The organism is Streptomyces sp. NPDC007084, from assembly GCF_040703595.1.
In the GTDB taxonomy this organism is placed as follows: domain Bacteria; phylum Actinomycetota; class Actinomycetes; order Streptomycetales; family Streptomycetaceae; genus Streptomyces.
Genome location: NZ_JBEYFY010000010.1, coordinates 141,320 through 165,274 on the forward strand (window position 1 = coordinate 141,320; position 23,955 = coordinate 165,274).

Sequence of the window (23,955 nt, forward strand, 5' to 3'; positions counted from 1 at the left end):
GGCGCCACAGCGTAGCGTTCGTGATCTTCGGAACGGCAGCCGATTCCCCCATAGCGTGCGTCGCCAGGCAAGATGGGGACGTGACCCTCATCGATCAGCTCCCGCAGACCGCAGACCCCGACGCCCTTTACGAAGCCTTCGAGTCGTGGGCCGGGGAACGCGGTCTCACGCTCTACCCCCACCAGGAGGAGGCGCTGATCGAGGTGGTCTCGGGGGCGAACGTGATCGTCTCGACGCCCACCGGGTCGGGCAAGAGCATGATCGCGGCGGGCGCCCACTTCGCCGCGCTCGCCCGCGACGAGGTCACCTTCTACACGGCACCGATCAAGGCGCTGGTCTCGGAGAAGTTCTTCGAGCTGTGCAAGATCTTCGGGACCGAGAACGTCGGCATGCTCACCGGTGACGCGTCCGTGAACGCCGATGCCCCGGTGATCTGCTGCACGGCCGAGGTCCTCGCGTCGATCGCGCTGCGGGACGGGCGGCAGGCCGATGTGGGCCAGGTCGTGATGGACGAGTTCCACTTCTACGCCGAGGGCGACCGCGGCTGGGCGTGGCAGATCCCGATCCTGGAGCTTCCCCAGGCGCAGTTCATTTTGATGTCGGCGACGCTCGGTGACGTCTCGATGTTCGAGAAGGACCTCACGCGCCGCACCGGACGCCCCACCGCGGTGGTCCGCTCCGCGACCCGGCCCGTCCCGCTGTCCTACGAGTATGTGCTCACTCCGCTGACGGAGACGCTCACCGAACTCCTCGCCACGAAGCAGGCGCCGGTGTACATCGTGCACTTCACGCAGGCGCAGGCCGTGGAGCGGGCGCAGGCGCTGATGAGCATCAACATGTGCACGCGGGAGGAGAAGGACCAGATCGCCGAGCTGATCGGCAACTTCCGCTTCACCACCAAGTTCGGCCAGAACCTCTCCCGCTACGTGCGGCACGGCATCGGGGTGCACCACGCCGGCATGCTGCCCAAGTACCGGCGGCTGGTGGAGAAGCTGGCCCAGGCCGGTCTGCTGAAGGTCATCTGCGGCACGGACACGCTCGGTGTGGGCGTCAACGTCCCGATCCGCACGGTGCTGTTCACGGCGCTGACGAAGTACGACGGCACCCGGGTGCGGACGCTGCGGGCCCGCGAGTTCCACCAGATCGCCGGGCGCGCCGGGCGGGCGGGTTTCGACACGGCGGGCTTCGTCGTCGCGCAGGCGCCGGAGCACGTCATCGAGAACGAGAAGTCCCTCGCGAAGGCGGGTGACGATCCCAAGAAGCGCCGCAAGGTGGTGCGCAAGAAGGCTCCCGAGGGCTTCGTCGGCTGGACGGAGAACACCTTCGAGAAGCTCATCGCCTCCGATCCCGAGCCGCTGACCTCGCGTTTCCGCGTCACGCACACGATGCTGCTGTCGGTGATCGCCCGGCCGGGCAACGCCTTCGACGCGATGCGCCATCTGCTCGAGGACAACCACGAGCCGCGCAAGCAGCAGCTTCGGCACATCCGGCGGGCGATCGCGATCTACCGCTCGCTCCTCGACGGCGGCATCGTCGAGAAGCTGGAGGAGCCCGACGCGACCGGCCGCATCGTGCGGCTCACCGTCGATCTCCAGCAGGACTTCGCGCTCAACCAGCCCCTGTCGACGTTCGCGCTCGCCGCCTTCGACCTGCTGGAACCCGAGTCCCCCTCGTACGCGCTGGACATGGTGTCGGTCGTGGAGTCCACGCTGGACGATCCGCGGCAGATCCTGGCCGCGCAGCAGAACAAGGCCCGCGGCGAGGCGGTGGCCGCGATGAAGGCCGACGGCGTGGAGTACGAGGAGCGCATGGAGCGGCTCCAGGACGTGTCGTACCCCAAGCCGCTGGAGGAGCTGCTCTTCCACGCGTACAACGTGTACCGCAAGAGCCACCCGTGGGTCGGTGACCACCCGCTGTCGCCGAAGTCCATCATCCGCGACATGTACGAACGGGCCATGACCTTCACGGAGTTCGTGTCCTTCTACGAACTCGCGCGCACCGAGGGCATCGTGCTGCGCTACCTGGCCAGCGCCTACAAGGCGCTGGAGCACACGGTCCCGGACGACCTCAAGTCGGACGATCTGGAGGACCTGATCGCGTGGCTCGGCGAGATGGTGCGCCAGGTCGACTCCAGCCTTCTCGACGAGTGGGAGCAGCTCGCCAACCCCGAGGTGATGACGGCGGAGGAGGCCCAGGAGAAGGCCGATCAGGTCAAGCCGGTCACCGCGAACGCGCGCGCCTTCCGGGTCCTCGTCCGCAACGCGATGTTCCGCAGGGTCGAGCTGGCCGCTCTGGACAACGTGGACGAACTCGGCGAGATGGACGCCGAGGCCGGCTGGGACGCCGACGCGTGGGGCGAGGCCATGGACAAGTACTGGGACGAGTACGAGGACCTCGGTACCGGTCCCGACGCCCGTGGTCCGAAGCTGCTGTCGATCGTGGAGGAGCCGCAGAACGGTCTGTGGCGTGTCCGGCAGACCTTCGCGGACCCGAACGGCGATCACGACTGGGGCATCAGCGCGGAGGTGGACCTGGTGGCCTCCGACGCGGAGGGCCGTGCCATCGTCAAGGTCACCGACGTCGGCCAGCTGTGACCACAGGAGAGACCCACCGATGACGAACCCTGCCGAGAGACTTGTCGACCTGCTCGACCTGGAGCAGATCGAGGTCAACATCTTCCGGGGCCGCAGCCCGCAGGAGTCCCTCCAGCGGGTCTTCGGCGGACAGGTGGCGGGCCAGGCACTGGTGGCCGCCGGCCGCACCACCGAGGGCGACCGGCCGGTGCACTCGCTGCACGCGTACTTCCTGCGTCCCGGCCGGCCGGGCGTGCCCATCGTGTACCAGGTCGAACGGGTGCGGGACGGGCGGTCGTTCACCACGCGCCGGGTCACCGCGGTGCAGCAGGGTCGCACGATCTTCAATCTCACCGCCTCCTTTCACAAGCCTGAGGAAGGGAGCTTCGAGCACCAGTTGCCGCCGGCCCGTGAGGTGCCGGACCCCGAGTCCCTGCCGACGGTGACGCAGGAGATCAAGGAGCATCTGGGGGCTCTGCCCGAAGCGTTGGAGCGCATGGCGCGGCGTCAGCCGTTCGACATCCGCTATGTGGACCGGCTGCGCTGGACGCCCGAGGAGACCAAGGGCGCCGAGCCGCGCAGCGCGGTGTGGATGCGTGCCGTCGGACCGCTGGGCGACGACCCGCTGGTGCACACCTGTGCTCTCACGTACGCGAGCGACATGACGCTCCTGGACGCCGTCCGCATCCCGGTGGAGCCGCTGTGGGGTCCGCGCGGCTTCGACATGGCGTCGCTGGACCACGCCATGTGGTTCCACCGGCCGTTCCGCGCCGACGAGTGGTTCCTGTACGACCAGGAGTCCCCCATCGCCACGGGCGGCCGCGGACTGGCCCGCGGCCGCATCTACGACCGGGAGGGGCGCCTTCTCGTCTCCGTCGTACAGGAAGGCCTGTTCAGGGCGCTGTAGGCAGACGGGCGTCCGCGTTGCGGCGGCGCAGCCAGCCGAGCAGCCCGCGCCGACGGGTGGAGACCGGTGTGCCCGGTGTGCCCGGCGTAATGGCCGAACCGGCGGGTGCCTTGGTCGGATCGGCGGGTGCGTCGGCCGGACCGGCGGGTGCCGGTGACGAGCCGGGGAGAGCGGCGGGTGTCGATGGGGTGGCACGCACCGCGGGGCGGGGCGCCGGCCTGTCCTCCCGTGCTTCGGCGAGCGTCTGCCGCAGGTCCGCCCCGAGCCAGGCGATCTCGTCGGGGTCGTCCGCGGTCGCGATGCGCTCGGCGATCCGCGCGGAGGGCGAGCCGGGGGCGGCGGTCGAAACCCGTTCGGGCCGCAGCCGGTTGAGATACGCGCGCTCGTAAGGGTCCTTCACGACCTCGGCGACCTGGACGGGGTCGAGCAACGACGCGACGGCGGCGGCGCGGGCCCAGGGGTCCTCCGACTGGCGGAGCAGGAAACCGAGCCGGCGTCCGCGCCAGTTGCGGGGCCGGAGGTCGACACCCTCGTCGAGCTGGCCGCGGAGGCTTTCGGGTGTCCGGCCCTTCATCAACGGCGCGTTCTTCTCGTCGGCGGCGAACTGTTTCAGCTCTTCGGCGAGATACAGCCAGACGACGACGCGATAGCGGTTCACGTACCACTTGACGGGCACGACGAGTCCGAGGCGGGCGAGGCGCGTGAACCGGGTGGTCGTCACGCCCATGAGTGCGGCGCCCTCCGAGGTGCCGACCGTCTTCACCCGCTCGTGCAGCGTCTCGGGGAAGCCTGGCTCGGAGCGCAGTCGGTCGATCTCCGGGCGGGCGACCCGGCGTCCTCCGCCTCCCTCGTCGGGGACGGTGCGCACGCACCCGAGGTGGACGGCGAGGTCGAACTCGCCTCGCCTCAGGTCCAGTTCGTGTGCGGCGCGGCTGAGCGACGTGGTGGCGGACTGCGTGATGGTGCTGCCGGACATGACGGTTCTCCCCCGTGGAGTCGGATGCTCGCGCCGTGTGCGCTCGCTTCGAGAAAAACCGTATCCGGCCCGGCGGACATCGCGGCGAGCCTGTGGATAACTCGGACGGCCACGGCGTATCCCCAGCTCACAGCTCCGTGGCAGGCCTGCTCTCCGGCTGTCGCGCGTCCACGCCGAGGTGTTCGCCCACCCGGTTCACCAGCAGCGTCATCTCGTAGGCCACCTGGCCTATGTCCGCCTCGGCTCCGCTGAGAACGCACAGGCAGCTTCCCGAGCCGGCCGCGGTGACGAAAAGTACGGCGTCGTCGAACTCGACCATCGTCTGGCGGACTTGTCCGGCGCCGAAGTGGCGTCCTGAGCCTTTGGCGAGGCTGTGCAGTCCGGACGACACGGCGGCGAGGTGCTCGGCGTCCTCGCGCCGCAGTCCGGTGCTCGCGCCCGTCACCAGCCCGTCGTTCGAGAGCACCAGCGCGTGCCGCACGTGCTCGACGCGCTGGGTGAGGTCGTCCAGCAGCCAGCCAAGTCCCGTGTTCTGTGCCATGATCCGGTCTCCCCGTGTGTCGTTTCCCCCCGACCGGAGGATTCGCCCAGCAAGCCTTCCCCACAGCCGCCCTCCGGGCAAGGAGGATGGGCGGCATGGCAGAGAAGATGACCGAGGAGCAGTGGCGAGCGTTCGTCTCGCAGGGCACCCGCACGGGGAAGCTGTCCACCGTCCGGGCCGACGGCAGTCCTCACGTGGCGCCGATCTGGTTCGTGCTGGACGGTGACGACCTGGTGTTCAACACCGGGAAGGACTCGGTGAAGGGAAGGAACCTGGCACGGGACGGCCGGGTCGCCCTGTGCGTGGACGACGACCGGCCGCCCTTCGCCTTCGTGGTGCTTGAGGGCCGGGCGGCGTTGTCGGAGGACGTGGACGACCTGCGGCTCTGGGCGGCCCGGATCGGCGGCCGCTACATGGGTGAGGACCGCGCCGAGGAGTTCGGGCGGCGCAACGGCGTACCCGGTGAACTGCTCGTCCGTGTGCGGATCGAGAAGGTCCTGGCCTTCGCCGCCGTGGCCGACTGAACGGCCGGCGTCGACTGAACCGTCGGCGCCGACGGAGTGGCCGCCGCGACTGAGCGGTCACGTCCGCCGGCTCAGCCGACGGAATCGAGCAGCCGGGCGGTGTGGACCCGCCCGGCGTACTCGACGAGCCGGATGAGCACCTCCTTGCCCGAGTCCCGGTCGCGTGCGTCGCACAGCAGGACCGGAGTGCCCCGGTCGAGGTCGAGGGCGCGGGACACGTCATGGGCGCCGTAGGCACGGGCGTCGGCGAAGCAGTTCACGGCCACCACGAACGGAATGCGCCGGTGCTCGAAGTAGTCGACCGCCGGGAAGCAGTCCTCCAGCCTTCGGGTGTCCGCGAGGACGACGGCGCCAAGAGCACCCGTCGACAAGTCGTCCCACAGGAACCAGAAGCGGTCCTGGCCCGGTGCACCGAACAGGTAGAGCGACAGGCCGGACCGGATGGTGATGCGTCCGAAGTCCATGGCGACGGTCGTGGTGTCCTTCCCCTCCACTCCGCCGGTGTAGTCCACCGCCTGACCCGCCTCGCTGAGCAGTTCCTCGGTGCGCAGCGGACGGATCTCGCTGACCGCGCCCACCAGGGTGGTCTTGCCCGCGCCGAAACCACCGGCGACCAGTATCTTCAGCGCCAGGGCGGACGGGTCGCCGCCTGAGGTGTCGGAGTTCTCGGAGACCATCGATCACTTCTCTCGGCAATGCCGACCGCCGTCGGCATCGGTTCGGCTGGGTCGTCCAGAGGGCCCGCCGTCCGCCGATCACCTCGCGGAGAACGCGCTCGTCCGGAAGTTGGGCGGGTGGTACCCGGCAGCTGATCGCGATGCGGTCGCGTTCCAGCAGGTCTCCCAGGAGCACCCGGACCACACCCGCGGGAAGGTCGGCGTCGGCGGCCGGTTCGGCGACCGACCGGCTTTCGTCACGGCACAGTGGCGAGCCCCTCGGTCTGGGGGCGCTCGTCGGCTGGCCCAGATGTCCCATGGCCCCGGGACGCTAGTGGGCGCACAGAGTCACGAAGGGGACGCGTTTCGAAAGCTTTTGCAATCTGACGAAGACGTGTACTCCCACGATCGTGTCGGGCTCGAACGTGTGCACCGCGTCATCCTTCGTGTAGGTGAGAGATCATGCGGCACATGACCGACGACCACACGCACGTCCAGGAGTTCTTCGGCGCCCGCGCGGCGGACTGGGACAGCCGGTTCCCCGACGACGGGCCCGCGTACGAGGCCGCCGTGGCGGGCATGGGGTTGCGCGCGGGTGACCGGGTGCTTGACGCGGGTTGTGGCACCGGGCGCGCCCTGCCGCCGCTGCGGGCCGCCGTGGGACCGGCCGGGGTGGTCGTCGGGGCCGATCTGACGCGAGGCATGCTGGAGGCCGCTGTGCGCGCCGGGCGCGACAGCGACGGCCGGCTGCTGTTGGCCGACGTCGCCGCGCTGCCCCTGCGTTCGGAGTCGTTGGACGCCGTGTTCGCCGCCGGGCTCATCGCCCATCTGCCGAATCCCGTCGACAATCTGCGCGAGTTGGCACGGGTGGTGCGGCCCGGCGGCACGCTCGCCCTGTTCCATCCGATCGGCCGGGCCGCCCTCGCGGCGCGCCAGGGGCGGCAGCTCACACCGGAGGACCTGCGCGCGGAGCCAAACCTCGGTCCGCTCCTCGGTGGTTCGGGCTGGGACATGACGTCGTACGCGGACGAGGACGCCCGTTTCCTCGCGCTCGCGGTACGCAAGGGTTGATGGCCGCCCCGGACCACGCTTCCCGCAGTCTGAACGGCTGACCGGGTCGTTCACAGCGCGGGAGGCCGATGCGGGGCGGGGCCGGGCAGGTCAGCCCGTGCCGGCGACGACCGCGACGAGGACGTCGGGGTTGTCGAACATGATGTTGTGCCCCGCGCCGGGCACGGTCACGACCCGCACTCCCGCGGCCTCCAGGTCCTGCGCGCCGGGGAGTTCGCCGCTGAGTTCGCCCTGAAGGTAGACGCGGTCGATCGTCAACCCGGTGAGCATCCGGCGCATCGTCGGGCTGGTGCCGTCCTTGAGCGCCACCGCGCTTCGGTGCAGGGCGCGCGGATCCGTGAGGCGCATGGTCGCGGCCCAGGAGGCTCCGACCTTTTCGAGCACGCGCGCGTGGCCGCCGTTCTCGACGTAGTCGTCCTCCTCGTACGAGGCGATGCCGCTCTGCCCCGTCGTACCCGGCGGGTACGGGTCGAGGTTGGCCTCGACCAGGACGAGGCGGGAGACCAGGTCGGGCCGCCGCTCGGCGAGCACGATGGCGACGGCTCCTCCCATGCTGTGGGCGACGAGTTCCGCCTCGGTGACACCGGCGCCGTCCAGAGCGGCTGCGAGCGCATCGGCGTGATCCTCCAGCCGGTAGCCGAAGTCCCCGGGCCGGTCGCTGATGCCATGGCCGGGCAGATCGACGAACAGGGTCCGGCGGCCGGCCAGTTCGGGCCGGGCCGCGATGTGCGCGTTGTAGACGGCCGAGGTCGCCCCGAGACCGTGCACGTACACGCGCGCGGGCCCCGCGCCCGGCACCTCGGTCCAGCGGATCCGGCTCCCCCTGTTGTCGAACTCGGCTTCCCTCATCAGGCCCTCCCCGGTCATGGCGTTGCGCTCTTTCACCGCGAGAATACATCGGTCTCGATGTATTCGTAAACCAATGTATTCATGAACCGATGTACAGCGTTAGTGCGAGACACTGGACCCCATGCTGGAACTGGCCATCCTCGGATTCCTCTACGACACCCCCCTCCACGGCTACGAGCTGCGCAAACGCATCACCGCGCTCACCGGGCACGTGAAGCCGGTCGCGGAGAGCACGCTCTATCCCGCCATCAAGCGACTGGAGAACGCCGGACTGCTGGAACGCGCCACGCAGCCCGGCTCCGTGGCCGCCCCGCGCCATGTCCTGACGCTCACCGCGGAGGGCCGGCTCGACCTGCGGCGCAGGCTGGCGGAACCGGCCACGCAGGACATCAGCGACGAGAACCGCTGGTTCACTGTGCTCGCCTTCCTCCGGCATCTGGAGGAACCCGTGGCGCAGGCCGCGGTGCTGCGCCGCCGGCTCACCTTCCTTGAGGAGCCGGCGAGCTTCTTCTACGAGGGCGACCGCCCCCTGCGCGCGGAGGAGTTGGACGATCCCTTCCGGCGGGGCATCCTGACCATCGCGCGCGCGACGAGCAAGGCCGAACTGGCGTGGCTGCGGGCCACCCTGGAGTCACTCGACGGGGCGCGCCGCTGAGAGACGGGGCACCTGCGCGCCCCCGTTACCGGACGAGTGCCGAGGGAGACCCCCCTCCACCCGTCCCTCGGCACGAACGCGCACTCCGTCCCTCTTCTGCCACCGGGCCTCCAACTCTACGGTGAGTAGCAGCAGATGAACGTTCGGCGACGGCGATCAAGTACGGGGAAGGCGGCCCGATGTCCGGCTTGTTCGAAAGGCTCCGCGCCATGGGACGCGGATGGACGGCGGAGCGGCCCGGCGGGACCGCTCGTCCGGCGGCGGCCGGCGAGGGCGCCAGGCGCGGCCACAACCTCTTCGAGGCGGCTTCGGCGTATGTCTCCGCGTGCGCCGAGGACGATCAGGAGCGGATCGACGAGGCGGCCTCGCGGGTGTCTCCCGAGGCGCTGTCGTTCGGGGTGACCGAACTGGCCTGCCGGGCGGTGATCGCCCTCGCCCGGGAGCGCGACGAGTCGCCCCGGACGGTCACCCGGGCACTCCTCGGCCTGCCCGCCGCCTGAGGCAGTGGCCCGGAGGGGCGTTTCGCCCCTGTCCAGCCGGATAACTGCAGCTCCGCAAGTGTGTCGGGCCCGTGACAAGCGCCTTCCGATCGCATTAGGGTGCGCCGACAGACGGACTGATCGGGAGGCTGGGATGGCCGGGACGGACGAACAAGCCGTCGCCACCGTGGACGAGGTAGCCGTCGCCACCGTGGACGACGACGCGCTGTATGTGCTGACGGCGGTGCTGCTCACGCCGGCGAAGTTCCCCAGCGTGCTCGGGGACGACTATCCCGAGGCCTGTGCGGCGCTCGGCCTCGCACCCCTCGCCGACGGATACGGGCTGGTGCTCGGCCAGGACGGCGAAGGCGCGCGATGGACCGTCGTCATCGACGACGTGTCCCTGGTGGCTGTCGCCATCGCCTCCTGGGACTGCGGGATGGAACACGAACTCTCCCCGGACGAGCGGACGGTCGTCGCCGCGCTGCCCGGCTGGCCCCTTGAAGTGGCCGTCTCCGCGCCTGGGGTGCCCGCCCCGCACGATCCGGCGACCGAGCCCACGGAGCGGCCTCCGCTGACCCCGCCGGACACCACCACCTGGGGACCGGCGCAACGTCGTCTGGGCGCCGACGAGATAGCGCTCCAGTGGGCGATGTGGCGCGACCAGATCGACGACAGCGAGTTCTCGCCCACGGACGGTACGGAGCGGCCCGAGACAGATACCCAGGCCACCGGAGGCTCCCAGGGCGAGCGGGAGAAGAGCGGCGACGGCGGGGAGCCCACGGGCGTTCGACGGGTCCTGGCCGAGGCACGCTCCTATGTGGATACCCCTCCCCCACTGGGCCGGGTCCGCTCCTCCTTCGCCACCGGAGACGCTCGCACTCTGCGCGCCGACGGTCCGGGCTGGTCCCTCGTCGCCAGGACCGACGACATCGCCTTCGTCCTCCTCGACGAGGAGCCCGGCGAGGTGCTGCCCGTCGGCCGCGGACAGGAGCTGCCCGGGCTTCTGGAGGCTCTCGACAAGATGGCGGTCCGGCCGAGCTGAGCGGCGGCGCCGCCGGGTGGCCCCGGTGACGCCGTCCTCGTCAGTGCGCCACTGGCCCTGCGCGTCCACCGCCAGGCGTCACCCGTCCTGCCGCACAGTCGCCATCCTTTTGGTGGGTAGTCGATCGGCATCTGCCTCGACGGGCAGTCGGCGTGCGCCCCTCAGCGGCCTATCTCCTTGCGGGTGACACGCCGCAGCCTGCGCCGCTGCGAGGGGTCCAGGGCCAGGTACGCGGCCGCCGGGACGCCCAGCACGATCAGGAGGGCGGCCCACCATGGCAGCCAGATCCACAGGATCAGGCCGACCGCCACGCCCCCTACGGCGATCTTCGCGTTCTTCGACATGTGCGCCTCCTCCGCGGCTGCTGCCGCTCTCTGTCATGAGAACGGGTCCCCGCGTCCCACGGTTCCGGACCGCGACCCTGATACGTCCCTGAGGCCTGCCCCCTACTCGACCCTGAGAGGCTCCCCGACCTCGTACATGTGCCGCAGGGCCTGTCGGTAGGAGTCGACGAGACCGGTCTCAGCGTAGGGAATACCCATCTCACGGCAATACGCGCGGACCAGGGGCTGGGCACGGCGCAGATGGGGGCGGGGCATGCTGGGGAACAGGTGGTGCTCGATCTGGTAGTTGAGGCCGCCGAGGAACCAGTCCGTGAGGACGCCGCCGCGGACGTTGCGTGAGGTGAGGACCTGGCGGCGCAGATGTCCCCAGCGCTCGCCGTCCGGGTCGGGCATCTCCATGCCCTTGTGGTTGGGGGCGAAGGACATCCCGAGGTGCAGACCGAACAGCACCTGGTGAAGAACCGCGAAGGCCAGCGCCCGGAGCGGCGACAGCACGGTGAGCAGCAGGGCCGTGTAGGCGACGACGTGGGTGACCAGCAGCAGTGCTTCCACGGCGCGCTCGCGCGGCGGCTGCCTGCGCAGATCCCGGAATCCGTGGACCTTGAGGGCGATGCCTTCGAGGAGGGTCAGCGGGAAGAAGAGCCAGGCCTGGTTTCGGGTGAGCCAGCGCCGGAACCCGGTTCGTTTCCCGGCCTGCCCGCTGGTGAAGACCAGGACGTCGGCCAGGACGTCGGGGTCCTTGTCGATGTGGTTGGGGTTGGCGTGGTGGCGGTTGTGCTTGTCGTTCCACCATGCGTAGCTCATGCCGAGGAGCAGGTTGCCGTGGACCAGGCCGATGACGCGGCCGGCCTTCTTGTCGCCGGTGATCTGGGAGTGGCCGGCGTCGTGGCCTATGAAGGCCGTGCGGGCGCCGAGGACGGCGAGCACCGGTGCGAGGAGCAGGGTCCACCAGGAGTCACCGATCGCGACGAGGCCGGTGACCACGCCGGTCAGGCTCAGCAGGTTCACGGCGATCTCACGTGCGTACCAGCCGTGCCGCCGTTCCAGGAGCCCGCGTTCCTTGACGCTGCGCAGGAGGGGTGCGAAGTCGCTGCCGGATGCTGCCCTTGAGCCCTCGCTCGGGGTGCTTTCAACGACGACGGCGGCGGTCTGGGCCATGGCGGGTCTCCGGTCTGTCGGGGAGCGTGCCGAGCTGATCTCTCAGGAAGTGGGCCGGCCTGAGTTCTCCGGACGCGGTCTGACCTGATGAAACGTACGAATCAGGGGCCTTCCGCGGCCATGGCGCCACCACCCCGTTCCGTGCGGGGGTTTCCCCCGGCTCTCCGAGGGGGCTGCCCCCCCCTGGACGGGAACTGGCCCCCTGGACGGGAATGCGTCACGGACAGGAACGCGTAACGGCTGGGCGGCGTCGAGGCCGTGCATGTCCCCGCCGTGCTAGCGCCGGTGCGACCCCGCGCTGTTGGTCCACACGCGCGCGTGTCTCGGCACAGGCGCACCGGACCGCACCGCACCTCACCTCACCGACGGCACCAGACTGGGGAAGAGCCGACGACACCGCCCGCAACGGCGGAGGACGACCCAGGGACCGTACTCGCGGCGGCCGAGGCAGAGCCGATGACTGGTTGACGGACGCCGTTCATCTCACGGTCGGCGTTCGTTCGGTGTCGGGGCCAACCCTGGCCGCTGTCAGAGAACTTGTGCCTCAGGAGGCCCGATGTCCCCGCACCCGCTCGGCAGGCGCCACGTCCACCGGTCCGTCGCCGTGGGCGTGCCGCTCGCCCTCCTGGCCACCTTCACCGTGGCCGGCGCGCCGAGTGCGACAGCCGGGCCGGCGCAGCCGCGGGTGACGCACAGCGCGACACTCGGGGACATCCCCCTGGGGGCGTTCGGCAACGCGCTCCTTCCGGGGACTGTGGGCGACGACCGGGGAGTCGACCTCGGCGGAATCGGCAGCGACATCTTCCCGGCCGGCCGCAAGGGCGAGTTCTGGACGGTCACCGACCGCGGGCCCAACGGCCAGATCAAGGTGGACGGGACGAAGCGCCGGACGTTCCCTGTGCCCGGTTTCGATCCGGCGATCGTGAAGATCCGGGTGAGCGGTGACAAGGTCGAGGTGATCGACGCGATCCCGATCACCACGTCCAAGGGCAAGCCCGTAACCGGCCTCTCCAACCAGGCGGGGCGCGACGAGACGCCGTATTCCTTCGACGCGCGAACCCCGCTCGCGTACAACCCGAACGGCCTCGACACCGAGGGCATCGTGCGGGCGGCGGACGGTTCGTTCTGGCTCGTCGACGAGTACGGGCCGTCGCTGATCCATGTGTCCGCGCGCGGGAAGGTGCTCACGCGCTATGTGCCCAAGGGCCTGCGTCTGACCGGCACGGACTATCCGGTGGTGGAGGCGCTGCCCGCGATCCTGCTGCACCGGAAGATCAACCGCGGCCTCGAAGGGCTCGCCCAACTGCCGGGCGGAGATCTGGTGCTGGCGCTGCAGAGCCCGCTCTCGCTGCCGGACGGCGACGCGGGTGACGCGTCCCGCACGACACGGCTGCTGCGCTTCTCGCCCACGAAGCGGGCTGTCACCGCCGAGTACGCGTACCGCTTCGACCCGGTGAACGTGGTCGACCCCAGTGAGGACGACACGTCCGAGTTGAAGATCTCCTCGGTGGTGGCGGTGGGCCGTGACCGGCTGCTCGTGGAGGAGCGCACGGACAAGGCGGCCCGTCTTCAGGAGGTGCGACTCACGCGGCGCGAAGACATCCTGGGCGGCCCGTACGACCGGGACACCACGTCGCCCTCCCTGGAGCAGCTCGACGACCCCGCGGCGGCCGGTGTTCCGGTGCTGCGCAAGCGTCTGGTCGTCGACCTGGGCACGGTCGCGGGGGTCCCCGGGAAGATCGAGGGCGTCGCGCGCGTGGATCACGGCACGCTCGCCCTCATCAACGACAACGACTTCGGCATGACCGACGGGCCGGGCGCCTTCGACGCGCGGGGCCGGCTCGTCGACAGCGGCATCGAGACGAAGGTCGTCTACGTGAGGCTGCCTCACGGCATCTGATGCCGGGGTGTCTCGGTCTCGGTACGCGCGCGTGGACGATGGACAGCGGCCACGCGCGCGTACCGTTCTGTTGGCGTCAGCGGCCGGGCGACAGGCCACGTCCGTGTCGCCGCAGGGGCCCTTCAGCAGCGTCCGGTCAGGGCACTTGGCCGGTCGGGAGGAGCGACTCCAGGCCGCTGGGGAAGAGGTCCGTCGGCAGGTCGGTGGGAAGTGACGGCATGCCGCTCGGCAGGTCGGTGGGGAGACTCGGGACCGCGCTGGGCAGAGCTGTGGGCACCGAGGGCAGCCCGGAGGGAAGGCTGAGAGAGGGGCTCGGCTCGTTCGTCGTGCTGTCGGCCGGAGGCTTGTCGTCCTTGTCGCCCCCCTTCGTGGCGGCCACCGCCACGGCGACGATCACGCCGACCACGACGATCACCGCGATGACGATGAGCATGGTGGGGCGCCGCCGCCCTCCCCCACGGCCTCCGGGGCCACGGGGGCTACCGGGTGGCTCGGAAGGCGGTGGCGGCCACCCTCCGCCTCCCTGACCGGGAGGCCCGCCGCCCCCAGGGGAAGATCCGTAGCCACCGGGAGGCGCACCGTAGCCGCCGGCGGGCGGGGGCCCGTAACCACCGGAGGACGGCGGCCCGTACCCCCCTGGAGTCTGGGGACGGTAGTCCTCGGGCGGCTGGCCCGGAACCTCGCCCCCATGAGGTGAGTCTCCGGGCGGCCGTGGGGGCTGAGGAGGTACGGGTGGCGTGGTCATACCGACAAGGCTCGCCGCGATGCGGTCACCGCGCGAGCCCCGCGCGGAAGTTGATACGGACTCATGCCAAGGACCGCGTCATTCCGGCGTAGGGAAACATCCGAGCATCCCAGGGGAAGGCCGATGCCCGGGAGGCCGCTGCCGGGACCGGCCGGAGCCTGACGCCGGACTTCCGGCACGGGTCCACCGGACGGAACCCGTGCCCTGCTCGAGCCGATCAGCCCCGCGCTCCCAGCAGATGGTCCATCGCGAGCTGGTCCAGCCGTTCGAACGCCATGCCGCGCTCGGCCGCCGCCTCGACGTCGAAGTCCTCGAAGGCCCCGCGGTCGGCGAGCAGCCCGGTCAGGCCGTCCGCGGCGGTGGGCTGCGCCAGCTCGTCCAGCCGTGAGGCACGCAGCGCCTCCCTGACCTCGGGGTCGGCGCGGAAGGCCGCCGAACGCTCCCGCAGGATCAGGTAGTTGCGCATGCAGCCGGCCGCCGACTCCCACACTCCGTCGAGGTCCTCGGTCCGCGGCGGCTTGAAGTCGAAGTGCTTCGGGCCGGCGTAACCGGCGCTCTCCAGGAGGTCGACCAGCCAGAAGGCGGCCCTCAGGTCACCCGCTCCGAAACGCAGGTCCTGGTCGTACTTGATGCCGGACTGGCCGTTCAGGTCGATGTGGAAGAGCTTGCCCGCCCACAAGGCCTGCGCGATGCCGTGCGGGAAGTTCAGCCCGGCCATCTGCTCGTGACCCACCTCCGGGTTGACGCCGTACAGCTCCGGGCGCTCAAGCCGCTCGATGAACGCCAGGGCGTGACCGACGGTGGGCAGCAGGATGTCTCCGCGCGGCTCGTTCGGCTTGGGCTCGATCGCGAACTTCAGGTCGTACCCCTGGGAGATCACGTACTCGCCGAGGAGGTCGAAAGCCTCCTTCATGCGGTCGAGCGCCACGCGTACGTCCTTGGCGGCACCCGACTCGGCACCCTCACGGCCGCCCCACGCGACATAGGTCTCGGCTCCCAGCTCGGCGGCCAGGTCGACGTTGCGGATGGTCTTGCGCAGGGCGTAGCGGCGCACGTCACGGTCGTTCGCGGTGAACGCGCCGTCCTTGAAGACGGGGTGCGTGAACAGGTTGGTCGTGGCCATCGGGACCTTGAGGCCGGTGGCGTCCAGGGTCTGCCTGAAGCGCTTGATGTGCGCCTCACGCTCGCTGTCCGAGGATCCGAAGGGAATCAGGTCGTCGTCGTGGAAGGTCACTCCGTAGGCACCCAGCTCGGCCAGACGCTGCACCGACTCGACCGGGTCGAGGGCGCGCCGGGTGGCGTCGCCGAACGGGTCCCTTCCCTGCCAGCCGACGGTCCACAGGCCGAAGGTGAACCTGTCCTCGGGGGTGGGCTGGTAGTTCATGTCGCGGCTCCTTGCTAGCTCGGACTATTTCGTCATGGCACTTAACAAATTAGTATGCGAACGCGTCTCTGGGAAGAGACGAGATACGAAACCCTGGTCGTGGTGGGCCGGGGCGACGTGCGAAACCCGGGGCGAACCGGTCCGGCCAGCCCCGTGACCAGGACAGATACCGCAGAGCCGCGGAAGAGGGAGAGCCCGATGTCAGCAGCCGAGGGTCCGCTCGTCGTCGGGGTGGACACGTCCACCCAGTCCACGAAGGCGCTGGTCGTCGACGCGTCGACCGGACAGGTGGTGGCGAGTGGCCAGGCCCCGCACACCGTCTCCACCGGGGCGGGCCGCGAGAGCGACCCGCGCCAGTGGTGGGACGCTCTCCGCGCGGCCCTGCATCAGTGCGGGGCCGCGGCGCACGAGGCCGCCGCGGTGTCGATCGGCGGCCAGCAGCACGGCCTGGTGACCCTCGACGCCCAGGGCGAGCCCGTACGCCCCGCGCTGCTGTGGAACGACGTGCGTTCGGCCCCGCAGGCGCGCCGGCTGGTCGAGGAACTGGGCGGCCCGAAGTCCTGGGCCGAGCGCGCGGGCAGCGTGCCCACCGCGTCCTTCACGGCTACGAAGTGGGCCTGGCTGGCCGAGCACGAGCCGGAGTCCGTCCGGACGACGGCGGCGGTGCGTCTGCCGCACGACTACCTCACCGAACGGCTCACGGGCGAGGGCACGACGGACCGCGGTGATGCCTCCGGGACGGGCTGGTGGTCGTCGGGGAGCGAGGCGTACGACCAGGAGGTCCTTGCCCACATCGGCCTCGACCCTGCCCTCCTCCCCCGCGTCGTCCGGCCGGGCGAGATCGCGGGCACCGTGCACGCGGGCGGCGATCTTCCGTTCTCCAAGGGCACCCTGGTGGCCGCCGGAACGGGCGACAACGCGGCCGCCGCGCTCGGCCTGGGGCTGCTGCCCGGCACGCCGGTGGTGAGCCTCGGCACCTCGGGCACGGTGTACGCCGTCTCGACGCGGCGCCCCGCCGATCCGACGGGCACGGTGGCGGGGTTCGCGGACGCCCGCGGGGACTGGTTGCCGCTGGCCTGCACGCTGAACTGCACGCTGGCCGTGGACCGGGTCGCCGCCCTGCTCGGCCTGGACCGCGAGGCCGTCGAACCGGGCGCCGCGGTCACGCTGCTGCCCTACCTGGACGGCGAGCGCACGCCGAACCTGCCGAACGCGTCGGGCCTGCTGCACGGGCTGCGGCACGACACCACCGGGGGCCAACTTCTTCAAGCCGCCTACGACGGAGCGGTGCACTCCCTGCTGGGCGCCCTCGACCTCGTCCTGGACACCGACGCCGACCGCTCGGCGCCGCTCCTGCTGATCGGTGGCGGCGCCCGGGGAACGGCCTGGCAGCAGACGGTCCGGCGGCTCTCCGGGCGGCCCGTACAGGTCCCCGAGGCGAAGGAACTGGTCGCGCTCGGCGCCGCCGCACAGGCGGCGGGCCTGCTGACGGGCGAGGACCCGGCCGCGGTCGCCCGCCGCTGGGGCACCGACCGCGGTCCCGTCCTCGACGCCGTGGAGCGGGACGAGGAGACGCTGGCGAGGATCACCGGGGTACTCTCCGACGCGGCTCCCCTGCTCGAACGGGGGCCGAACGGAAACTGACGAGCACGCCACGCCCCGGCCGGACGAAGGATTGACGGAGGCATGACCGCACCGCTGCACGACGCCCATCCGAACGGTTCCGGCCGGCGGCTGCCCGACACCCAGCAGGGTATGCGGCGCCGCAACCTCTCCCGGGTCATGCACGCGGTCAACGCCGAAGGGCCCCTGTCACGGGCGGCTGTGGCCTCGCACATCGGGCTGACCCGGGCGGCCGTCTCGACCCTGGTGGACGAACTGATCCGGGCCGGGCTTCTCGAAGAGCTGGGCCCCGAGCGGCCAGGACGAGTGGGCCGTCCCGGCTCCGCCCTCGCGGTCAGCGGGCACGGTCCGGCGGGAATCGGCGCGGAGGTGGGTGTCGACCATCTCGCCGTGTGCGCGGTCGACCTGCGGGGCGCCGTTCGGGCACGAGCGGTGGGCCACGGGACGAACCGGGGCCGGGCCGCCGGTCTGGTGACCCGCGAACTGACGAGGCTGGTCCGCCAGGTCGTCGCCGAGGCGGAGCGGGAGGGTCTGTGGGCGGCGGGCCTCGCCGTCGCCGTCCCCGGACTCGTGGCGCGGGACGCGAGAACCGTGGTCCGCGCCCCGAACCTGGACTGGCACGACACGGACCTCGGCGAGCTGCTCCCCTCCGAACTTCCCCTGACCGTGGACAACGAGGCCAACTTCGGCGCCCTCGCGGAACTCTGGCTCGGGGACGCGACTCCCCGCGACTTCCTGCACGTGTCGGCGGAGATCGGTATCGGCGCGGCCGTGCTCGTGGACGGCGGGCTGTTGCGCGGGACCCGCGGATTCGCGGGCGAACTGGGGCATGTCCCGGTGTGGCCGGAGGGACCCGCGTGCCCGTGCGGGGGGCGCGGGTGCCTGGAACAGTACGCGGGGGAGGAGGCCGTTCTGCGTGCCGCCGGCCTGGAACCGGGCGAGGACCGGGTCGGGCTGCTGGCCGCACGTGCCACCGAGGGGGATCCGGATGTACGGCGCGCCCTGAGCGACGCCGGGGCCGCTCTCGGAATCGCCCTGACCGGGGCGGTGAACCTCCTCGACCCGGAGGCGGTCGTGCTGGGCGGCGCGCTCGCCGGCCTCGCCCCGTGGCTGCTGCCCTCGCTGGAAGGCGAGTTGGCCGGACGCACCGCGGGCCCCGTCTGCCCGGTGTCCGTGTCCCGGCTGGGATCGGAAGGACCCCTGCTGGGTGCCGCGCACTCGGTGGTGCGGGGCGTGCTGGACGATCCGGCGGGAGTGGCCGGGCGGTCGTAGGGGGTGCGCCGGGCGGTCGGGTGGCCTCGCCGGGCGGTCGTAGCGGACCCGCCCGGCGATCGGAGTGGTCTCGCCAGGCGGTCGTAGCGCTCACGCCTGGCGGTTGGTAGGCGTCGCGCCTGGCGGTTGGTTCTCCGTGCGACAGCCCCGATCCACGATGTGCCGCCTCCGTGCGGCACGCCCCGCTCGGCCGTGCGGCGGACCGCGGCAGGGGCGTCGTTCCCTCGTGCGAGTGATCGCCGTGTCCACAATTCTCGGGTTCTCCACCGATCCCGGCTCGATCCTCCTGCCCAACCGGCAAGCGCCGTACGGTGATTCACGCGAGGCGCAGCCGTCCGGCTGTGTCCGGGGTCCAGGGCGAATCGGGGGATTCACATGGTGCTGAAGGCAGTTGCCGGGCTGCGGAGCGAAGCGATCGGCCTGGTCGGGCCGCCTCCCGCTGCACACACGCGCACGGTCTGGACCCGCTATGTCGCGCATGCCCGGATGGCCGCGCGTGTCGTGATACTGATCTTCTTGCCGCGCCGTCACACCGGGCGAACGGGCGAATCCGCCCTGGTCCGCCCCGATTCGGCGGCCCCTCCTGCGATCCCGAGCCACGGACTTCCTCGACATCCCACCGACGAAAGGCCAGAACTCCATGGAGCGAGCACGGTCGTTCCCGAGCCGGCGGCGGCTGCTCAAGGGCGCAGCCCTCGCCGCCCTCCCTTACGCGTTGCTCCCCGACGCCAGGGCGGCGGCCCAGGCCGCGGCCGTCGACTATCCGGGCGCCGAATGGACTCCGGCGACCTCCTCCAACTACACGGCGTCCAACCGGCCGGAGAGTTACCGGCTGGACTACGTGATCATTCACGTCACGCAGGCGACGTACGCCGACACCCTGTCCATCTTCCGGAACCCTGCGAAGAAGGTGTCCGCGCACTACGTCGTGCGTTCCGCCGATGGCCATGTCGCCCAGTGCGTGCGGGAACGCGACGTCGCCTGGCACGCGGGGAACTGGGACTACAACACCAGAAGCATCGGCATCGAGCACGAGGGCTGGGTCGACAAGCCCGCCTACTTCACGAACGCGCTGTACGAGGAGTCGGCCAGACTGACCGCCGGGATCTGCGACCAGTACGGCATCCCCAAGGACCGCTCGCACATCCTCGGCCACTACCAGGTGCCGGGCACCGACCACACCGACCCGGGGCCCAACTGGGACTGGACGCGGTACATCAGGCTCGTCAACTTCGCCTGACCGGAGCCGCGCGGCGATCCGCCACGGGAACACCGTACGACTCCGGCCGGACGCGGAACGTCACACGGGTTGTCCATACCCGCACGGGGAGTGACGATGGTCCCAGCCGCATCGCCCTCCGGGAGGCCGAGTTGATCGATCCTTGGGTGGCCCTGGAACCGGGAGCCGACCCTGTCGAGCGGGTCCGGTCGCTGCGCCGCGCCTACGAGTCCTTCACCCAGGCGGGGACGGTGCCGCGTCCCGTGCGGTCGGTGGTGGCGGACTCGTGGCGCCGGTCGGCGCGGGCCGGTGTCGCCCCGGACGGCACGGCGGACGTCGAGATGATGGACGGCGATCTCGGTTCCTACCGGGCCGAGCACCCTCTCGCCCGGGTGATGCCGCTGTTCCGCGAACTCATGGGCACGTTCGCGTCGGACGGTGAGCACCTGCTCGCGGTGTGCGACGCGCAGGGCCGGCTGCTGTGGGTCGAGGGGCACCCGGGGACACGGAGGCAGGCCGGCCGGATGAACTTCGTGCCGGGAGCCCGCTGGTCCGAGGCGGCGGTGGGGACGAACGCGCCGGGGACGGCGGTCGCCGTCGACCACCCCGTCCAGGTGTTCGCGGCCGAGCACTTCATACGGCGGGTCCAGCCCTGGACGTGTGCGGCGGCCCCGGTCCACGACCCGCGGACCGGGCGGGTCCTCGGCGCCATCGACATCACGGGCGGGGACGGGCTCGCGCATCCGCACAGTCTCGCTTTCGTGCAGGCGGTGGCACGGGCCGCCGAGTCCCACCTCGCGTTGCTGGCGCCACCGCCGGCCCTGGCGGACGGCCCGCTCGAACTGACCGCGCTGGGACGCGACGAGGCTCAACTCGTCGTGGACGGACGCAAGACCAGGCTGAGCCGCAGACACAGCGAGATCGTGGTGCTGCTGGCCCGGCACCCGGAGGGCCTCACGGGCGACGAGCTGCTCTGCGCCTTGTACGAGGACGAGTCGGTTGAGCCGGTGACGCTGCGCGCGGAACTGGCCCGGCTGCGCCGCATCCTCGGTCCGGACCTGCTGCGTTCACGCCCCTACCGGCTGACCCGCCCTGTCGAGTCCGACGTGACGGTGGTGGAGCGGCGGCTTGGGACGGGCGCGATCACCGCGGCAGCGGCGGCCTACGGCGGTCCGCTGCTGCCGGGGTCGACGGCACCGGCGGTCGTACGCCTGCGGCGCAGACTGGCCGACGGGCTGCGGACGGCGCTCATCGCCCGGCGGGACCCCGATCTACTGGCCGACTGGGCCCGCTCGCCGTGGGGCGAGGACGATCTCGACGTGTGGCGGGCCCTGTCCATGGTACGGCCGGCGCCGACCGTACGGTCACGGCTGGAGGAACTGGAGTCGGAGCAGGCCGCGCCGGCCGGCTGGGCGCCTGGGGGCCGGAACCGTCGTATGCGACGGGAGCCACACTGACGAACGGGGCCGGGTCGCGCGGGGTGGGGCGGGGACGCGGGTGGGGCGGGGGCGGGGAGGAGCTGAGGGACCGGCGGCCGGGGAGCCGAGGGACCGAGGCCGGGACCGCAACGTCGTTGCAACGTCCGGGTTTCTAGCCTCGCGGCGAGAGCTGTCCAACGGCGGGCAGCGCTTCCCCGGGAGGCAACCAGCATGACCCGTTACGCGGCGCCCGGAAGCGAAGGCGCGATCGTCTCCTATCAGGCGCGATACGACCACTTCATCGGCGGGGAGTACGTCCCGCCGGCTCGCGGGCAGTACTTCGAGAACCCGAGTCCGTTGAACGGGCAACCGTTTACCGAGGTCGCGCGAGGGACGGCGGAGGACGTGGAACGCGCGCTGGACGCGGCGCACGCTGCCGCCCCCGCCTGGGGCCGCACCTCGGTGACGGCACGCGCGGACATTCTGCTCAAGATCGCCGACCGCATGGAGGCGAACCTGGAGAAGCTGGCGGTCGCCGAGAGCTGGGAGAACGGCAAGCCGGTCCGCGAGACGCTGGCGGCGGACATCCCGCTCGCGATCGACCACTTCCGCTACTTCGCGGGGGCGGCCCGGGCCCAGGAGGGGTCGATCGGCGAGGTCGACGACGACACCGTCGCGTACCACTTCCACGAGCCGCTCGGCGTGGTCGCACAGATCATTCCGTGGAACTTCCCCATCCTCATGGCGGTGTGGAAGCTCGCGCCGGCGTTGGCGGCGGGCAACGCGGTCGTCATCAAGCCTGCCGAGCAGACGCCGGCGTCCATCCACTACTGGATGAGCCTGATCTCGGACCTCATCCCGCCGGGCGTGGTCAACATCGTGAACGGCTTCGGCGTGGAGGCGGGCAAGCCGCTCGCGTCCAGCCCGCGCGTGGCGAAGGTCGCGTTCACGGGCGAGACGACGACGGGGCGGCTGATCATGCAGTATGCCTCGGAGAACATCAAGCCGGTCACGCTGGAACTCGGCGGCAAGTCCCCGAACATCTTCTTCGACGATGTCTGGGCCGAGAACGACGACTTCCGCGACAAGGCCCTTGAGGGCTTCACCATGTTCGCGCTCAACCAGGGCGAGGTCTGCACCTGTCCGTCCCGCGCCCTCGTCCAGCGTGGCCACTACCGGGAGTTCATGGAGGCGGCGGTCGCCCGCACCGAACTCATCAAGCCGGGCAACCCGCTCGACACGGACACGATGATCGGCGCGCAGGCGTCCAACGACCAGTTGGAGAAGATCCTCTCCTACCTGGACATCGGCCGTCAGGAGGGCGCCAAGGTGCTCACCGGCGGGGAGCGCATCGAGCATGACGGTGAACTGAAGGGCGGCTACTACGTCCAGCCCACGATCTTCGAGGGCGACAACCGGATGCGGATCTTCCAGGAGGAGATCTTCGGTCCGGTCGTCTCGGTGACGTCGTTCGACGACTTCGACGACGCCATCAAGATCGCGAACGACACGCTCTACGGGCTCGGGGCGGGCGTGTGGACCCGGGACATCAACACCGCCTACCGGGCGGGCCGTTCCATCCAGGCCGGCCGCGTCTGGACGAACTGCTACCACGCCTACCCGGCGCACGCCGCGTTCGGCGGCTACAAGCAGTCGGGCATCGGCCGCGAGAACCACAAGATGATGCTGGAGCACTACCAGCAGACGAAGAACCTCCTGGTGTCGTACTCCCCGAAGAAGCTGGGCTTCTTCTAGACAACGCGAGAGGGCGCCCGGCCGGGGCAGCTACCTGGCGGGCGCCGTTCTCGGCATGCTCCCTAAGGTGCAGCGCCGAAAGCCCGTATATGTTCGCGCAGCCTGCGGACGAGCGCTGGAGGAATCGGCACTGGGTCTTGTGTGGATGGATCACCTCGGTGGGGCGCATAGCTGCGTAGTACGAGTAGCCGCGTAGTACGAGCGGCCGAAGAAGCCGTACGGATAACGGTCGCATGGGCTATCGGGTCCAGCTACAGGAGAACTCGACCAACCGCATCACCCCGACCCGCCGTACCAGGGCGCCCGCGCTCCCCTTGGCGGAGCGCGTCAACCACCTGACCGGGCTGACCGTCGCGCCCGCAGGTGCGGGCCACCACGATCTGGTGGCCCGCACCTGCGCGGCCCTCAACTACGCCGCGCTGATCGCCTCCGACGTCGGCCGGCCGGAGCTGGCCGAGGAGCTGCGCCAGGGGCAGCACCCGATCTTCGCCGACGCCGGACGCCTCAGCCGGCGGATCGCCATCATGCCGCTTATGCCGGCACGGACCAGGACCACCGCACCGTGTCCCAGGAGTTGTGGGTCACCCTGCTCGTGGACGGCGCACGCGCCCTCGTCCAGATCGGGTGGCGGACCGAGGCATTGACGGGCGCGCGGTTGGGCGCGCCGAGAGCGAGGGAAGCTGCCGCAGGCGGAACCGGATCCTGGCCAGGAGGGGACGACCTGGGATCCCCGCCGCTGTACTGCCCTCGCTGCTTGGCGGTGTCGGCGTTTCGGCCATTTCCTGCCCGCAGCCGCTCCAAGGCAGACCAGGCATTCGGCGCCGTCCGGGTTGCCCGACGCAGGACACGGCGGGCTCCTCA

At 70.9% G+C, this 23,955-nt stretch carries 22 protein-coding genes and 1 pseudogene; 14 read left to right on the plus strand and 9 right to left on the minus strand.

All coding sequences use genetic code 11. The features are described 5' to 3' along the window. Nucleotides 1-80 precede the first annotated feature (80 nt). The gene (locus AB0912_RS12170) at nucleotides 81-2,594 is read left to right on the plus strand and encodes a DUF3516 domain-containing protein (RefSeq protein ID WP_366698441.1); all 2,514 of its coding nucleotides are present in this window, start codon (nucleotides 81-83) and stop codon (nucleotides 2,592-2,594) included. Between the two features lie 19 nt (nucleotides 2,595-2,613). Further along, on the plus strand, nucleotides 2,614-3,480 hold the full coding sequence (locus tag AB0912_RS12175) for an acyl-CoA thioesterase II (RefSeq protein WP_366698443.1): 867 nt from the start codon (nucleotides 2,614-2,616) through the stop codon (nucleotides 3,478-3,480). On the opposite strand, the gene AB0912_RS12180 is transcribed toward AB0912_RS12175, so the two are convergent. Together AB0912_RS12180 and AB0912_RS12185 are read right to left on the minus strand one after the other, a co-directional pair. Continuing rightward, nucleotides 3,467-4,456, minus strand: a complete 990-nt coding sequence (locus AB0912_RS12180; RefSeq protein WP_366698445.1) for a DUF6397 family protein — start codon at nucleotides 4,454-4,456, stop codon at nucleotides 3,467-3,469. The two genes, AB0912_RS12175 and AB0912_RS12180, sit on opposite strands and share 14 nt — an antisense overlap. 127 nt (nucleotides 4,457-4,583) lie before the next feature. Continuing rightward, nucleotides 4,584-4,997: a roadblock/LC7 domain-containing protein gene (locus AB0912_RS12185; RefSeq protein ID WP_366698447.1), complete on the minus strand. Its 414-nt coding sequence runs from the start codon at nucleotides 4,995-4,997 to the stop codon at nucleotides 4,584-4,586. Nucleotides 4,998-5,092: 95 nt separating this feature from the next. Here AB0912_RS12185 and AB0912_RS12190 point away from each other — a divergent pair, with 95 nt between their 5' ends. Continuing rightward, on the plus strand, nucleotides 5,093-5,521 hold the full coding sequence (locus tag AB0912_RS12190) for a PPOX class F420-dependent oxidoreductase (RefSeq protein ID WP_366698449.1): 429 nt from the start codon (nucleotides 5,093-5,095) through the stop codon (nucleotides 5,519-5,521). A gap of 71 nt (nucleotides 5,522-5,592) precedes the next feature. Here the strand turns inward: AB0912_RS12190 and AB0912_RS12195 are convergent, their stop codons facing one another. After that, the gene (locus AB0912_RS12195; protein WP_366698451.1) at nucleotides 5,593-6,198 is read right to left on the minus strand and encodes an ATP/GTP-binding protein; all 606 of its coding nucleotides are present in this window, start codon (nucleotides 6,196-6,198) and stop codon (nucleotides 5,593-5,595) included. A gap of 58 nt (nucleotides 6,199-6,256) precedes the next feature. Next, nucleotides 6,257-6,445, minus strand: a pseudogene (locus AB0912_RS12200) (DUF742 domain-containing protein); the annotation flags it as partial. A gap of 203 nt (nucleotides 6,446-6,648) precedes the next feature. Here AB0912_RS12200 and AB0912_RS12205 point away from each other — a divergent pair. Next, nucleotides 6,649-7,248 (plus strand): class I SAM-dependent methyltransferase, encoded by a 600-nt coding sequence (locus tag AB0912_RS12205; RefSeq protein WP_366698453.1) that lies wholly within the window; start codon nucleotides 6,649-6,651, stop codon nucleotides 7,246-7,248. A 90-nt stretch (nucleotides 7,249-7,338) separates the two neighbouring features. Here the strand turns inward: AB0912_RS12205 and AB0912_RS12210 are convergent, their stop codons facing one another. Next, nucleotides 7,339-8,097, minus strand: a complete 759-nt coding sequence (locus tag AB0912_RS12210; RefSeq protein WP_366698546.1) for an alpha/beta hydrolase — start codon at nucleotides 8,095-8,097, stop codon at nucleotides 7,339-7,341. 121 nt (nucleotides 8,098-8,218) lie between these two features. On the opposite strand from AB0912_RS12210, the gene AB0912_RS12215 reads away from it, so the two are divergent. The 3 genes from AB0912_RS12215 (at nucleotide 8,219) to AB0912_RS12225 (ending at nucleotide 10,276) form a co-directional block, all read left to right on the plus strand. Then, nucleotides 8,219-8,752 carry a PadR family transcriptional regulator gene (locus AB0912_RS12215; RefSeq protein ID WP_366698455.1) on the plus strand — a complete coding sequence of 178 codons (534 nt, stop codon included), beginning with the start codon at nucleotides 8,219-8,221 and terminating at the stop codon, nucleotides 8,750-8,752. Nucleotides 8,753-8,961: 209 nt separating this feature from the next. Next, nucleotides 8,962-9,252 (plus strand): hypothetical protein, encoded by a 291-nt coding sequence (locus AB0912_RS12220; RefSeq protein WP_366698457.1) that lies wholly within the window; start codon nucleotides 8,962-8,964, stop codon nucleotides 9,250-9,252. 133 nt (nucleotides 9,253-9,385) lie between these two features. Continuing rightward, nucleotides 9,386-10,276, plus strand: coding sequence for a hypothetical protein (locus AB0912_RS12225; RefSeq protein ID WP_366698459.1), 891 nt, complete (start codon nucleotides 9,386-9,388; stop codon nucleotides 10,274-10,276). A 161-nt stretch (nucleotides 10,277-10,437) separates the two neighbouring features. On the opposite strand, the gene AB0912_RS12230 is transcribed toward AB0912_RS12225, so the two are convergent. Beyond that, nucleotides 10,438-10,620, minus strand: coding sequence for a hypothetical protein (locus AB0912_RS12230; RefSeq protein WP_366698461.1), 183 nt, complete (start codon nucleotides 10,618-10,620; stop codon nucleotides 10,438-10,440). Between the two features lie 102 nt (nucleotides 10,621-10,722). After that, the gene (locus AB0912_RS12235; protein WP_366698463.1) at nucleotides 10,723-11,778 is read right to left on the minus strand and encodes an acyl-CoA desaturase; all 1,056 of its coding nucleotides are present in this window, start codon (nucleotides 11,776-11,778) and stop codon (nucleotides 10,723-10,725) included. A gap of 556 nt (nucleotides 11,779-12,334) precedes the next feature. Between AB0912_RS12235 and AB0912_RS12240 the strand changes: the two genes are divergently transcribed. Beyond that, nucleotides 12,335-13,678 (plus strand): esterase-like activity of phytase family protein, encoded by a 1,344-nt coding sequence (locus tag AB0912_RS12240; RefSeq protein ID WP_366698465.1) that lies wholly within the window; start codon nucleotides 12,335-12,337, stop codon nucleotides 13,676-13,678. Between the two features lie 136 nt (nucleotides 13,679-13,814). On the opposite strand, the gene AB0912_RS12245 is transcribed toward AB0912_RS12240, so the two are convergent. Continuing rightward, nucleotides 13,815-14,111: a hypothetical protein gene (locus AB0912_RS12245; protein ID WP_366698467.1), complete on the minus strand. Its 297-nt coding sequence runs from the start codon at nucleotides 14,109-14,111 to the stop codon at nucleotides 13,815-13,817. 529 nt (nucleotides 14,112-14,640) lie between these two features. Next, complete coding sequence (gene xylA, locus AB0912_RS12250; RefSeq protein WP_366698469.1) at nucleotides 14,641-15,807, minus strand: xylose isomerase; 1,167 nt, start codon at nucleotides 15,805-15,807, stop codon at nucleotides 14,641-14,643. Between the two features lie 198 nt (nucleotides 15,808-16,005). Here xylA and xylB point away from each other — a divergent pair, with 198 nt between their 5' ends. From xylB to AB0912_RS12280, 6 genes are all read left to right on the plus strand, one after another. Further along, nucleotides 16,006-17,451, plus strand: coding sequence for a xylulokinase (gene xylB / locus AB0912_RS12255; RefSeq protein WP_366698471.1), 1,446 nt, complete (start codon nucleotides 16,006-16,008; stop codon nucleotides 17,449-17,451). 42 nt (nucleotides 17,452-17,493) lie between these two features. Further along, nucleotides 17,494-18,702: an ROK family transcriptional regulator gene (locus AB0912_RS12260; protein WP_366698473.1), complete on the plus strand. Its 1,209-nt coding sequence runs from the start codon at nucleotides 17,494-17,496 to the stop codon at nucleotides 18,700-18,702. Nucleotides 18,703-19,342: 640 nt separating this feature from the next. Then, on the plus strand, nucleotides 19,343-19,942 hold the full coding sequence (locus AB0912_RS12265; RefSeq protein WP_366698475.1) for an N-acetylmuramoyl-L-alanine amidase: 600 nt from the start codon (nucleotides 19,343-19,345) through the stop codon (nucleotides 19,940-19,942). 131 nt (nucleotides 19,943-20,073) lie between these two features. Beyond that, entirely contained in the window at nucleotides 20,074-21,378 is a 1,305-nt protein-coding gene (locus AB0912_RS12270) for a GAF domain-containing protein (protein ID WP_366698478.1), read from the plus strand. A 192-nt stretch (nucleotides 21,379-21,570) separates the two neighbouring features. Continuing rightward, entirely contained in the window at nucleotides 21,571-23,094 is a 1,524-nt protein-coding gene (adh, locus tag AB0912_RS12275; protein WP_366698480.1) for an aldehyde dehydrogenase, read from the plus strand. Nucleotides 23,095-23,327: 233 nt separating this feature from the next. Continuing rightward, a complete protein-coding gene (locus AB0912_RS12280) occupies nucleotides 23,328-23,738 on the plus strand; it encodes a hypothetical protein (RefSeq protein ID WP_366698482.1) in 411 nt (136 codons plus the stop codon). Nucleotides 23,739-23,955 lie beyond the last annotated feature (217 nt).

Bases quoted from the DNA above. Each gene is read 5' to 3' on its own strand.
- AB0912_RS12175 (WP_366698443.1), top strand. From the start codon at position 2,614: ATGACGAACCCTGCCGAGAGACTTGTCGACCTGCTCGACCTGGAGCAG.
- AB0912_RS12180 (WP_366698445.1), bottom strand. From the start codon at position 4,456: ATGTCCGGCAGCACCATCACGCAGTCCGCCACCACGTCGCTCAGCCGC.
- AB0912_RS12185 (WP_366698447.1), bottom strand. From the start codon at position 4,997: ATGGCACAGAACACGGGACTTGGCTGGCTGCTGGACGACCTCACCCAG.
- AB0912_RS12190 (WP_366698449.1), top strand. From the start codon at position 5,093: ATGGCAGAGAAGATGACCGAGGAGCAGTGGCGAGCGTTCGTCTCGCAG.
- AB0912_RS12195 (WP_366698451.1), bottom strand. From the start codon at position 6,198: ATGGTCTCCGAGAACTCCGACACCTCAGGCGGCGACCCGTCCGCCCTG.
- AB0912_RS12205 (WP_366698453.1), top strand. From the start codon at position 6,649: ATGACCGACGACCACACGCACGTCCAGGAGTTCTTCGGCGCCCGCGCG.
- AB0912_RS12210 (WP_366698546.1), bottom strand. From the start codon at position 8,097: ATGAGGGAAGCCGAGTTCGACAACAGGGGGAGCCGGATCCGCTGGACC.
- AB0912_RS12215 (WP_366698455.1), top strand. From the start codon at position 8,219: ATGCTGGAACTGGCCATCCTCGGATTCCTCTACGACACCCCCCTCCAC.
- AB0912_RS12220 (WP_366698457.1), top strand. From the start codon at position 8,962: ATGGGACGCGGATGGACGGCGGAGCGGCCCGGCGGGACCGCTCGTCCG.
- AB0912_RS12225 (WP_366698459.1), top strand. From the start codon at position 9,386: ATGGCCGGGACGGACGAACAAGCCGTCGCCACCGTGGACGAGGTAGCC.
- AB0912_RS12230 (WP_366698461.1), bottom strand. From the start codon at position 10,620: ATGTCGAAGAACGCGAAGATCGCCGTAGGGGGCGTGGCGGTCGGCCTG.
- AB0912_RS12235 (WP_366698463.1), bottom strand. From the start codon at position 11,778: ATGGCCCAGACCGCCGCCGTCGTCGTTGAAAGCACCCCGAGCGAGGGC.
- AB0912_RS12240 (WP_366698465.1), top strand. From the start codon at position 12,335: ATGTCCCCGCACCCGCTCGGCAGGCGCCACGTCCACCGGTCCGTCGCC.
- AB0912_RS12245 (WP_366698467.1), bottom strand. From the start codon at position 14,111: ATGCTCATCGTCATCGCGGTGATCGTCGTGGTCGGCGTGATCGTCGCC.
- xylA (WP_366698469.1), bottom strand. From the start codon at position 15,807: ATGAACTACCAGCCCACCCCCGAGGACAGGTTCACCTTCGGCCTGTGG.
- xylB (WP_366698471.1), top strand. From the start codon at position 16,006: ATGTCAGCAGCCGAGGGTCCGCTCGTCGTCGGGGTGGACACGTCCACC.
- AB0912_RS12260 (WP_366698473.1), top strand. From the start codon at position 17,494: ATGACCGCACCGCTGCACGACGCCCATCCGAACGGTTCCGGCCGGCGG.
- AB0912_RS12265 (WP_366698475.1), top strand. From the start codon at position 19,343: ATGGAGCGAGCACGGTCGTTCCCGAGCCGGCGGCGGCTGCTCAAGGGC.
- adh (WP_366698480.1), top strand. From the start codon at position 21,571: ATGACCCGTTACGCGGCGCCCGGAAGCGAAGGCGCGATCGTCTCCTAT.
- AB0912_RS12280 (WP_366698482.1), top strand. From the start codon at position 23,328: ATGGGCTATCGGGTCCAGCTACAGGAGAACTCGACCAACCGCATCACC.